13 protein-coding genes and 1 pseudogene are annotated in these 10,979 nt (G+C 75.0%); 12 read left to right on the forward strand and 2 right to left on the reverse strand.

What is annotated here, in order from left to right; genetic code table 11:
* The 6 genes and pseudogenes from ACWENR_RS19435 to ACWENR_RS19460 form a co-directional block, all read left to right on the forward strand.
* Positions 1–778: pseudogene (locus tag ACWENR_RS19435) on the forward strand (hypothetical protein); the annotation flags it as partial.
* 223 nt (positions 779–1,001) lie between these two features.
* A complete protein-coding gene (locus tag ACWENR_RS19440) occupies positions 1,002–1,484 on the forward strand; it encodes a UDP-N-acetylglucosamine--LPS N-acetylglucosamine transferase (RefSeq protein ID WP_452278383.1) in 483 nt (160 codons plus the stop codon).
* Positions 1,485–1,558: 74 nt separating this feature from the next.
* Positions 1,559–2,164: a glycosyltransferase gene (locus ACWENR_RS19445; protein WP_452278400.1), complete on the forward strand. Its 606-nt coding sequence runs from the start codon at positions 1,559–1,561 to the stop codon at positions 2,162–2,164.
* The gene (locus tag ACWENR_RS19450) at positions 2,161–3,081 is read left to right on the forward strand and encodes a glycosyltransferase family 2 protein (protein ID WP_452278384.1); all 921 of its coding nucleotides are present in this window, start codon (positions 2,161–2,163) and stop codon (positions 3,079–3,081) included. The genes ACWENR_RS19445 and ACWENR_RS19450 overlap by 4 nt, the downstream gene beginning before the upstream one ends.
* A gap of 127 nt (positions 3,082–3,208) precedes the next feature.
* A complete protein-coding gene (gene aroC, locus ACWENR_RS19455) occupies positions 3,209–4,387 on the forward strand; it encodes a chorismate synthase (RefSeq protein WP_452278385.1) in 1,179 nt (392 codons plus the stop codon).
* 46 nt (positions 4,388–4,433) lie between these two features.
* Positions 4,434–4,937, forward strand: coding sequence for a shikimate kinase (locus ACWENR_RS19460; RefSeq protein WP_452278386.1), 504 nt, complete (start codon positions 4,434–4,436; stop codon positions 4,935–4,937).
* A gap of 25 nt (positions 4,938–4,962) precedes the next feature.
* Here the strand turns inward: ACWENR_RS19460 and ACWENR_RS19465 are convergent, their stop codons facing one another.
* Positions 4,963–5,691 carry an alpha/beta fold hydrolase gene (locus ACWENR_RS19465; protein WP_452278387.1) on the reverse strand — a complete coding sequence of 243 codons (729 nt, stop codon included), beginning with the start codon at positions 5,689–5,691 and terminating at the stop codon, positions 4,963–4,965.
* An 81-nt stretch (positions 5,692–5,772) separates the two neighbouring features.
* Here ACWENR_RS19465 and ACWENR_RS19470 point away from each other — a divergent pair, with 81 nt between their 5' ends.
* The 5 genes from ACWENR_RS19470 (at position 5,773) to nusB (ending at position 9,516) form a co-directional block, all read left to right on the forward strand.
* A complete protein-coding gene (locus tag ACWENR_RS19470) occupies positions 5,773–6,738 on the forward strand; it encodes a helix-turn-helix transcriptional regulator (protein ID WP_452278388.1) in 966 nt (321 codons plus the stop codon).
* A gap of 102 nt (positions 6,739–6,840) precedes the next feature.
* Positions 6,841–7,917 (forward strand): 3-dehydroquinate synthase, encoded by a 1,077-nt coding sequence (gene aroB / locus ACWENR_RS19475; RefSeq protein ID WP_452278389.1) that lies wholly within the window; start codon positions 6,841–6,843, stop codon positions 7,915–7,917.
* Positions 7,914–8,345: a type II 3-dehydroquinate dehydratase gene (gene aroQ, locus ACWENR_RS19480; protein ID WP_452278390.1), complete on the forward strand. Its 432-nt coding sequence runs from the start codon at positions 7,914–7,916 to the stop codon at positions 8,343–8,345. Before aroB ends, aroQ begins: the two co-directional genes overlap by 4 nt.
* A 179-nt stretch (positions 8,346–8,524) precedes the next feature.
* The gene (gene efp, locus ACWENR_RS19485; protein WP_013285503.1) at positions 8,525–9,082 is read left to right on the forward strand and encodes an elongation factor P; all 558 of its coding nucleotides are present in this window, start codon (positions 8,525–8,527) and stop codon (positions 9,080–9,082) included.
* Between the two features lie 23 nt (positions 9,083–9,105).
* Positions 9,106–9,516 carry a transcription antitermination factor NusB gene (gene nusB / locus ACWENR_RS19490; RefSeq protein WP_452278401.1) on the forward strand — a complete coding sequence of 137 codons (411 nt, stop codon included), beginning with the start codon at positions 9,106–9,108 and terminating at the stop codon, positions 9,514–9,516.
* Between the two features lie 85 nt (positions 9,517–9,601).
* Here nusB and bldD read toward each other — a convergent pair whose 3' ends face one another.
* Positions 9,602–10,090 carry a transcriptional regulator BldD gene (gene bldD, locus ACWENR_RS19495; protein WP_013285505.1) on the reverse strand — a complete coding sequence of 163 codons (489 nt, stop codon included), beginning with the start codon at positions 10,088–10,090 and terminating at the stop codon, positions 9,602–9,604.
* Positions 10,091–10,375: 285 nt separating this feature from the next.
* Here bldD and pyrR point away from each other — a divergent pair, with 285 nt between their 5' ends.
* A complete protein-coding gene (gene pyrR / locus ACWENR_RS19500; protein WP_452278391.1) occupies positions 10,376–10,960 on the forward strand; it encodes a bifunctional pyr operon transcriptional regulator/uracil phosphoribosyltransferase PyrR in 585 nt (194 codons plus the stop codon).
* Positions 10,961–10,979: the final 19 nt, after the last annotated feature.

The raw sequence follows: 10,979 nt of genomic DNA on the forward strand, positions 1-10,979 counted from the left end.
GGTACCGCCGCGAGCGGGACCGGTGGCGGCCGTGCCCTCCGGCGTCGCCGGGGCCACGGAGGCGGCGGCGCTGCGCGAGCTGCCCGGGGTGGCCGGCGTGCCCGACCATCCGGCGGCGCCCCGGCTGCTGGCCGAGACGACCGTGGCGGGGCAGGTGATCGCGCTGGTGGAGCCGCTGCCGCCGGACGTGCGGGGGGTGCCCGCCGACGACCCGCCACGGCTGGCCGCCCTGCTCGCGGTGGCCCGCCGGGGCCGGCCGCCGGCGCCGCCGCGCCCGCTGGCCGGGTCGGCCTTCCTGGCCCGGCTCGTCGCCGAGGCGGAGCGGGCCGCCGCCGGCACGCCCGACGGGGCCCGGGCGGTCGCCGCCGTGGCCGCGCTGGCCCGCCGGCACGGCGACACGGCCGTCGAGTTCGGGCACTGGCACGGCGACTGGGTGCCGTGGAACCTCGGCGTGCACGCCGGCGGGCTGGTCGCCTGGGACTGGGAGCACAGCGGGCCGGACGTGCCGCTCGGCTTCGACCTGGCGCACGACGCGTTCCAGCGCGCCCTGGTGCTGCGCGGCGAGCCGGCGGCGACGGCGGCGCGGGCCGTCGACGCCGCACTCGGCCGGCACGGCGCCGGGCTGGGGCTCGATGCGGCGGCGTGCCGGCTGGTGGCCGACGGCTACCTGCTGGAGATGTGGCTGCGCACCTGGCGGCTCGCCGACGCGGGCGCGGGCTGGAACGCGGCGCTGCATCCCGCCCTGTTGGACGTCGTCGAGAAACGACATAGCGGCTGATCCGCCCGATCCGGCGAGCTCGGGCGCGACCGTCCGCTCCGGACGGTGACGCAGAAACCCCTGGTCGTGACGACCGTCGATGGCTGGCGGCGCGCGGCGTACCGCTCCGCCACCCGTGGAGATCGACTCTCGGCCCGGTCGTCCTATTTCACCGGCCGCCGGACCTGTGATCTGCTGTCGCGTGGCGCCGACCGAAACTCCAAGCGCACTTGTGGGGAGTCGCGTGGAAACGACGAACGAGGACGCCGGCGAACCCGGGGTCCTGCTCCTGGTGGGGTCCAGCGGCGGCCACCTGGCCCAACTGCTCGCCCTGCGGCCGTGGTACGAACGCTGGCGCCGCTGCTGGGTCACCTTCGACACGCCCGAGGCCGTCTCGCTGCTCGCCGGCGAGGAACTCGTCCCGGCGCACCATCCGACCACCCGCAACGTGCCGAACCTGCTGCGCAACGCCGTGCTCGCCTGGCGGGTGCTGCGTTCGCGCCGGGTCGCCGCCGTGGTGACCACCGGGGCCGGGGTCGCCGTTCCGTTCGTGGTGCTGGCCCGGCTGCGGCGCATCCCGACCGTCTACATCGAGGTGTACGACCGCATCGACACCCCGACCCTGACCGCCCGGCTCTGCCGCCCGTTCCTGTCGGCGATGCTCGTGCAGTGGGAGGAGCAGCGCCGCCAGTACCCGGAGGCCACCGTCGTGGGGACCCTGCTGTGAACGCCGAGAGCACCGGCACCGCCCCCGCCCACCGGGTCGCGCCCGGCCGGTCCCGCCCGTCGCAGGCCAACCGGGTGCCCCGCCCCCGCGACGCCGACGTGGCCCGGCTGCGGCTGCTCGTCGCCGTCGGCACCGACAAGCACCCCTTCGACCGGCTCGTCGGCTGGCTCGACGAGTGGCGCTCCGGCGCCGACGTCGCCCTGACCGTCCAACACGGACACACGCCGGCGGCCGGCGTGCCGGGGGCGGTGCCGTTCCTCGGCCACGACGCGCTCCAGGCCGCCATGGGCGAGGCCGACCTGGTGGTCTGCCACGGCGGGCCGGCCACCATCCTGGAGGCCCGCCGACACGGTCGCCTGCCGATCGTGGTGCCCCGCGACCCGGCCCGCGGCGAGCACGTCGACGACCACCAGCAGCTCTTCGCCCGCCGGCTGGGCGCGGCGGGCATGGTGGCGCTGGCCGAGACCCGGGAGGAGCTGTTCGCGGCGCTCGCCGCGGGGCTGGCCGACCCGTCCCGGTTCGCCGTCGCGGCCGACCAGGGGGCCGCCGAGGCGCGCCGGGCCGCGGTGCAGCGGGTGGGACGGATCGTGGAGGAACTGGTGGCCGCGTCGACCGGACGGCGGCAGCGGACGAGGTGGCGGCCGTGGGCGCGGCCGGGCCGGAACGGAGAGCGGCGATGAGTGGACACCCGAGCGTCAGCGTGGTGGTGCCGACCCGGGACCGCCCGGAGCTGCTCCGGGCCGCCGTGCGGGCCGTCCTCGACCAGGAGCACCCCGGCCCGGTCGAGGTGGTGGTCGTCCACGACCGGTCCGAGCCCGACGCCTCGCTGGTCGAGCTGTCCCGCCCGGACCGGCAGGTGCGGGTCATCCGCAACACCCGCACCCCCGGCCTGGCGGGCGCCCGCAACTCGGGCATCCTGGCGGCCACCGGCGAGCTTGTCGCGTTCTGCGACGACGACGACGAGTGGCTGCCCGGCAAGCTGCGCGCCCAGGTCGAGGCGCTCGCCGCCGCGCCCGACGCGGAGTTCGTCTGCTGCGGCATCCGGGTCAGCTACGACGGGCACACCGTCGACCGGGTGCTGCCGAAGGATGCGGTCACCCTGGCGGACCTGCTGCGGGACCGGATGACCGAGCTGCACCCGTCCACCTTCCTGATCCGCGCCGCCGCGCTGCGCGACGGGTTCGGCCTGGTCGACGAGGAGATACCGGGCAGCTACGCGGAGGACTACGAGTTCCTGCTCCGGGCCGCCCGCAGCGCGCCGCTGGTCAACCTCCGCACGCCGTACGTGCTGGTGCGCTGGCACAAGCGGTCCTACTTCGCGCAGCGCTGGGACACCATCTCCGAGGCGTTGCAGTGGCTGCTGGAGCGCTATCCCGAGTTCGGCACCCAGCCGGCCGGCGAGGCGCGGGTCACCGGGCAGATCGCCTTCGCCCGCGCCGCCTCCGGCGACCGGCGGGGCGCGATGCGCTGGGCCCGGCACACCATCCGGCGCAACCCGCGCGAGCCGAGGGCCTACCTCGCCCTCGCGGTGGCCGGGCGGATGGTCCGCGCCGACGCGGTGCTGCGCACCCTGCACAAGCGCGGCCGGGGCATCTGACGGCGGCGACCGGGGTCCGGCGCGCGGATTCCGGCGCGCCGGCCGGTCGGCGGGCGGCGGCGTCCGCAGGGCGGGACGCGGCGGGCACCGCACGGCGGCGGCCACCGGGCGTGACAGACTGACCGCTGTGTTGCGCTGGTTGACTGCAGGGGAATCGCACGGGCCCGCCCTCGTCGCGATGCTGGAGGGCGTGCCCGCCGGCGTCGAGGTGACCACCGGGGAGATCGCGGGCGAGCTGGCCCGGCGCCGGCTCGGCTACGGCCGGGGCGCGCGGATGTCGTTCGAGCAGGACGAGGTCGAGGTCGTCGGCGGGCTCCGGCACGGGGTGACCCTCGGCAGCCCGGTCGCGATCCGCGTCGGCAACTCCGAGTGGCCCAAGTGGCGCACCGTGATGGCCGCCGACCCGGTCGACGCGGAAGAGCTGGCCAGCCAGGCCCGCAACGCGCCGCTCACCCGCCCCCGGCCGGGCCACGCCGACCTGGCCGGCATGCAGAAGTACGGCCACACCGACGCCCGGCCGATCCTGGAGCGGGCCAGCGCCCGGGAGACCGCCGCCCGGGTCGCCGTGGGCACCGTCGCCAAGGCGCTGCTCCGGCAGACCCTCGGCGTCGAGATCGTCTCCCACGTGGTCGAGCTGGGCCCGGTCGCCGTCAAGCCCGGGCTGCGCCCGACGCCCGCCGACGCCGCCCGCATCGACGCCGACCCGCTGCGCTGCCTCGACCCCGAGGCCAGCGCCCGGATGGTCGCCGAGGTCGACACCGCGAAGAAGGCCGCCGACACCCTGGGCGGCGTGGTCGAGGTGCTGGCGTACGGGGTGCCGCCGGGCCTGGGCAGCCACGTGCAGTGGGACCGCAAGCTCGACGCCCGGCTCGCCACGGCGCTCATGTCGATCCAGGCGATCAAGGGCGTCGAGATCGGGGACGGCTGGCAGCAGGCGCGCTCCCGGGGCTCCGAGGCGCACGACGAGATCATCCCCAGCGCCACCGGCGTGCGTCGGGTCACCGACCGCGCCGGCGGGCTGGAGGGCGGCATCACCACCGGCGAGCCGCTGCGGGTCAAGGCCGCGATGAAGCCGATCTCGTCGCTGAACCGGGCCCTGGCCACGGTGGACGTCACCACGGGCGAGCCGGCCACCGCGATCAACCAGCGCTCCGACGTCTGCGCGGTGCCCGCCGCCGCCGTCGTGGCCGAGGCCATGGTGGCGCTGGTGCTGGCCGAGGCCGCCACCGAGAAGTTCGGCGGCGACTCGGTCGCCGAGATCCGCCGCAACCTGGCCGGCTACCTCGACGCGCTGGTGATCCGGTGAGCGCGGCCCGTCCGGCGGGTCGCCCGGACGTCGGGCGGTGCCGCTGATGGCGCCGGTCTGCGTGCTCGTCGGGGCGCCGGGCTCCGGCAAGACCACGGTCGGGCAGGCGCTCGCCGAGCTGCTCGGGGTCGAGTTCCGCGACACCGACCTCGACATCGTGCGGCTGGCCGGCAAGCCGATCCCGGAGATCTTCATCGACGAGGGCGAGGACCACTTCCGTACCCTCGAACGGGCCGCGGTGGCGGCGGCGCTGGCCTCCTGCGACGGCGTGCTCGCCCTCGGCGGCGGCGCGGTCCTCGCCGAGGAGAACCGCGCCGCCCTGGTCGGGCACCCCGTGGTCCATCTCTCCGTCGAGCTGTCCGACGCGGTGCGGCGGGTCGGGCTGGGCGCGGGCCGGCCGCTGCTGGCGATCAACCCGCGGGCCACGCTGAAGCACCTGCTGGACCAGCGTCGCCCCCTCTACGCCGAGGTGGCCACCGCGACGGTCACCACCGACGGGCGGGCCCCGCAGGAGATCGCCGCCGAGATCGCGGCGCTGCTGAAGGGCTGAGCGCCGGCCGGTCCCGACCCGCCGGTCAGCTGCCCGCGATGCGGTCGAGGACGTCGGCCAGCCCCTTCGGCTCGCTCAGCATCGGCCAGTGCCCGGTGGGCAGCGCGTGCAGCTGGCCGCCGGCCAGGCCGGCGAAGAACGGGTGCCCCTGCGCGATCATGCCCTCCACCACCTCCAGCGGGAAGGTGCTGGCCACGAGCGCGGTCGGCACCGCCCGGCCGCCGGTGCGGCGCACCGGATCGGTGGCCGCGCGCAGCGGGTGGGGCGTGGCGCGCCGCCGCAGCAGCGCGAGCGCGGCGGCGTCCAGGCCGGCCAGGTTCTCCGGGTCCTCGGCCGGGTCCCAGGCGGGCGGGGGCAGCAGGTGCCCGTCGCCGATCTGGGCGCGCAGCCGCTCCTGCTCCTCCGGCGGGTTGCTGTCGAACTGCGACATGCCGTCGGGCATCGGGCCGCTCTCCACGTAGACCACCCGGGCGATCCGGTCCGGCACGCGGTCCGCCGCCTGGGTCACCGGCAGCCCGCCCCCGGAGTGTCCGACCAGCAGCACGTCGCGCAGGTCCTCCACCTCGACGAGCCGGACGATGTCGGTGGTGTGCGTCTCCAGCCCCACCTCGGGACCGGCGAGGTGGGCGCGCTCGGCCAAGCCGGTCAGCGTCACCGGGTACACCTCGTGGCCCCGCTCGCGCAGCTCGGCGGTGACCTCCCGCCACGCCCAGCCACCCAGCCAGAACCCCGGAACCAGCACGAACGTCGCCATCTGCGATCTCCCTCTGTCGTTGCTCGGGAATACCGTACGATCAAATCCGGACGCTTTCCGCCCGGTTTTCAGGAGTGCGCTGTGTCACATCCCGCCGCCCGGGTGCTCGGGATGCTGGAGCTGCTCCAGAGCCACCACCGGCTCACCGGAGCCGAGCTGGCCCGCCGGCTCGGCGTCGACGAGCGCACCGTGCGGCGTTACGCGGCGACCCTGGCCGAGCTGGGCATCCCGGTCGCCGCCGAGCGGGGCCGCCACGGCGGCTACCGGCTGCGCCCCGGCTACAAGCTGCCACCGCTGATGCTCACCGACGACGAGGCGGTGGCGGTGCTGCTCGGCCTGGTGGCCGCCGAGCGGCTCGGGCTGGGCACCGAGCAGCCGGCGACGGCCACCGCGCTGGCCAAGATCCGCCGGGTGCTCCCGCCAGCGCTGGGCGACCGGCTGGCCGCCGTGCAGGAGCACCTCGGCTTCACGCTGCGTCGCGCCGCGACGGAGGCCCGCCCGGCCACCGGGACGCTGCTCACCCTCGGGGCGGCCGCGCGGCACCGGCGTCGGGTGCGGCTGGACTACCGGTCCTGGTCCGGCGCGGCCACCCGGCGGGAGATCGACCCGTACGGCCTGGTCTTCCACGCCGGCCGGTGGTACGTCACCGGGCACGACCACCTGCGCGGGGAGGTGCGCACGTTCCGGCTCGACCGGATCGACGCGGTGGCGACGGGGGAGGAGACCTTCACCGTGCCCGACGGGTTCGACCCGGTGGCCCACGTGACCCGCTCGCTGGCCGGCGTGCCGTACGCCCACGAGGTCGAGGTGCTGCTGGAGGTGGACCTGGCGACCGCCCGCCGGCGCATCCCGCCGAGCGTGGCGGAGCTGTCGGCCGACGCCGACGGGGTGCTGCTGCGCGCCCGCGCGGAGAACCTGGACGGCATGGCCCAGCTGCTGGCCGGGCTGGGCTGGCCGTTCACCGTGCGGCACCCCGACGCGCTGCGCGCCGCCGTCGCCGGGCACGCCCGCCGGCTGGCCGACTGGGCCGGGCGTACGCCGGGCTGACCGGGCTGCCGGCGGCGGGCCGCCGCTCGGCGAAGATCCGGGCGTGGCCACCACGTGGACAACTCCGGTCGGCGGCGGGGCGGCTGGACTAGGCTGCCGGCGATGGACGAGGTGACCCGGATCCCGGTCGGCGGCGAGCGCCCGTACGACGTGCTGGTGGGACGCGACCTGCTCGACGCGCTGCCCGGGCTGCTGCCGGGCGCGACCCGGGTGGCGGTGCTGCACACGGCCCCACTGAAGGAGTTGGCCGACGCGATCGGCGGCCGGCTGCGCGCGGCCGGCGCCGCCCCGCTGCCGATCGAGGTGCCGGACGCCGAGGCGGGCAAGCACATCGACGTCGCCGCGGCCTGCTGGGACCGGCTGGGCGAGGCCGGGTTCACCCGCACCGACGCGGTGGTGGGGGTCGGCGGCGGCGCGGTGACCGACCTGGCCGGCTTCGTGGCGGCCTCCTGGCTGCGCGGCGTGCGCTGGGTTCCGGTGGCCACCTCGCTGCTGGGCATGGTCGACGCGGCGGTGGGCGGCAAGACCGGGATCAACACTTCGGCGGGGAAGAACCTGGTGGGGGCGTTCCATCCGCCGGTCGGGGTGCTGGCCGACCTGGCGACGCTGGACAGCCTGCCCCCGGCCGACCTCGCCGCCGGCCTGGCCGAGGTGGTCAAGTGCGGCTTCATCGCCGACCCGGCGATCCTCGGCCTGGTGGAGCGGGACCCGGCGGCGGCCACCGACCCGGCCGGTCCGGTGACCCGCGAGCTGATCGAGCGGGCGGTCCGGGTCAAGGCCGACGTGGTCTCCGGCGACCTGCGGGAGTCGGGCGTGCGCGAGGTGCTCAACTACGGCCACACCCTTGCCCACGCCATCGAGAAGGTGGAGGGCTACCGCTGGCGGCACGGGCACGCGGTCTCCGTCGGCATGGTCTACGCGGGTGAGCTGGCCCGCCTCGCCGGCCGGCTCGACGCCGCCACCGCCGAACGTCACCGCACCGTGACGGCGGCGCTGGGCCTGCCCACCAGCTACCCGGGCGACGCCTGGCCGCAGCTGCTGGCCACGATGCGGGTCGACAAGAAGGCCCGGGGCAACCAGCTCCGCTTCGTGGTGCTGGAGGGGCTGGCCCGCCCGGCGATCCTCGAAGGCCCGCGGGACGAGCTGCTGGAGGCGGCCTTCCGCGAGGTCGCGGCATGAGGGTGTACGTGCTCAACGGCCCCAACCTCGGCCGGCTCGGCACCCGGCAGCCGGACGTATACGGGGCGACCAGCTACGCGGACCTGGTGGCGCTCTGCGAGGCGACGGGCCGGGAGCTGGGGCTGGACGTCACGGTCCGGCAGACCGACGCCGAACACGAGCTGCTGGGCTGGCTGCACGCCGCCGCCGACGAGGGCGCGGCCGTGGTGCTCAACCCGGCGGCCTGGTCGCACTACTCGTACGCGGTCCGGGACGCCTGCGCGATGCTGCGCGGGCCGCTGGTCGAGGTGCACATCTCCAACATCCACGCCCGGGAGGAGTTCCGGCACCACTCGGTGGTCTCCGCCGTGGCGACCGGCGTGATCTGCGGGCTCGGCGTCGACGGGTACCGCCTGGCCCTGCACCACCTGGCCGCCCGCAGCGGCTGACGGCGCGGGGGGATCCCCTCGGCGGAGGAGGCTGTGTGCGCGGAGTGGTGGGCGCGCCGCCCGGCCGGCGAGAGCGGTGACCGGCATCTGCGGAAAGCGGCGGGCAGCGGCGGGCAGCGGCGCCCGGCGCAACTAGTAGACTTTCCAGGTCTGTCCGCCAATTATGATCAAGGCAGGAAATGGCCACCACCAACGACCTGAAGAACGGCCTGGTACTCAACCTCGACGGAGAACTGTGGGCCGTCGTCGAGTTCCAGCACGTCAAGCCTGGTAAGGGTGGTGCGTTCGTGCGTACCACGCTGAAGAACGTGCTGTCCGGCAAGGTGGTCGACAAGACCTTCAACGCGGGCACCAAGGTCGAGACCGCGACCGTGGACAAGCGCACGATGCAATACCTCTACGCCGACGGCGAGGACTACGTCTTCATGGACCTGGAGACGTTCGACCAGATCACCGTGCCCGGCGGCACCGTCGGCGAGGCGGCCAACTACCTGCTGCCCGAGGCCGAGGCGACCGTGGCCACCCACGAGAGCGTGCCGCTCTACATCGAGCTGCCGACCAGCGTCGTGCTGGAGGTCACCTACACCGAGCCCGGTCTGCAGGGCGACCGCTCGACCGGCGGCAACAAGCCGGCCACCGTCGAGACCGGCGCGACCGTGCAGGTCCCGCTCTTCATCACCACCGGCGAGAAGATCAAGGTCGACACCCGCGACGGCCGTTACCTCGGCCGCGCCTGATGGCCGAGGGTCCCAAGCAGCAGATGCCGGCGCGCCGCAAGGCGCGCAAGCGGGCGCTGGACGTGCTCTTCGAGGCCGACCTTCGGGACCGCCCGCCCGTCGAGGTGCTCGCCGGTTACATCGAGCGGATCGAGAAGCCGCGCCCCGAGCACCTGGGCTACGCGGTGAGCCTGGTCGAGGGGGTGGCCGCCCACCTCGACCGGATCGACGAGGTGATCGCCAGCTACGCCGAGGGCTGGACGCTCGACCGGATGCCGACCGTCGACCGCAACCTGGCCCGCATCGCGGTCTACGAGCTGCTCTACGTCGACGAGATCGACGACGCGGTGGCGATCAGCGAGGCCGTCGAGCTGGCCCGGCAGATGTCGACCGACGACTCGCCGCGCTTCCTCAACGGCATCCTCGGCCGCATCGCCGAGTACGCCACCCGCTGAGGCGCACGTCACCGACGCGCGAGCGTGTGACACGAACGACAGAAGGGCCCGTGCCGACCGGCACGGGCCCTTCTCGTCGTCGGGGTCAGGAGGCGAAGAACGCCCGCGGGTCGGCGACCAGCACACCGTGCTCGGTGAGCCGCTCGATCAGGCCGGACGGCGAGGCGTCGTAGACGATCGCGAGGGCCCGCAGGTCGTCGGCGCGGATGGAGAGCACCCGCCCGTTGTAGTCCCCGCGCTGCTGCTGGATGGCCCGGGCGTAGCGGGCGACGTAGGCGAGGTCCTCGGAGGCCTCGTCGTACAGCCGCTCCAGGTCCAGCACGATCTTGCTGGTGGGCTCGTGGCGAACGCCACTGCCGTCGGGCAGCAGCTCCGAGACGGGAACGCGGTAGAAGTCGGCCAGCTCGGCCAGGCGCGAGACCGTGACGGCGCGGTCGCCGCGCTCGTACGAGCCGACCACCACCGCCTTCCACCGCCCGTTCGACTTCTCCTCCACGCCCTGCAGGGACAGGCCCTGCTGCTGGCGGATGGAGCGCAGGCGGGCGCCCAGAGACTTGGCGTATTCAGAGGGCATTCGGACACTCCCAGTGCTGCTCGGGGTTCTCCCAGCGATCGCTACGGAGCGTGACGGTACGGGGATTGCGACACGTGGTCAAGTGGTCGTGACCTTACCGTTGGGGACCGTCGGGCAAGTTGTCCGGTTTCGCCGGGCTGACCAGGGGGTCAGTGGCCGGCGACGGTTCGCACGGTGACCACTGGTAACGTGGCGTGAAGCCCCGGTCCGGGCCGCTCGCGGTCCGGCGCCGGCATCCGACGTCCTTTAACGACCCGTCCCGTGAGGCGGGGAAGGAGGTCCGCCGTGGCCTACCCATCGGCTGCCCAGTCGCCGCCCGCGCGGCAACCCTCGGTGAAGGTGATCCTCGCCAGCGCCGACGTCCAGCGCGTGGTCGACCGCATCGCCCACCAGATCCTGGAGAAGACCCAGGGCGCCGCGAACACCGTCCTGCTCGGCATCCCCACCCGGGGCGCCCCCCTCGCCGCCCGGCTCGCCGCCCGGATCAGCACCTTCGAGGACGTGACCGTCCCGGTCGGCGTGCTGGACATCACGCTCTACCGCGACGACCTGCGCCGGCACGCCACCCGCGCGGTCGGGCCGACCCAGGTGCCGCCCGGCGGCATCGACGGCAAGCGGGTCATCCTCGTCGACGACGTGCTCTTCTCCGGCCGCACGGTCCGGGCGGCCCTCGACGCGCTGAACGACGTCGGCCGGCCGGCCTCCGTCCAGCTCGCCGTCCTCGTCGACCGCGGGCACCGCGAGCTGCCGATCCGCGCCGACTACGTCGGCAAGAACATCCCGACCTCCCTCGCGGAGAGCGTCAGGGTCACCCTCGCGGAGACCGACGGCGCCGACGAGGTCAAGCTGTACGGGAGTCTCCACCGGTGAGCGCGAGGAGTGCAGCGCA

It is taken from the genome of Micromonospora sp. NPDC004336, from assembly GCF_053602615.1.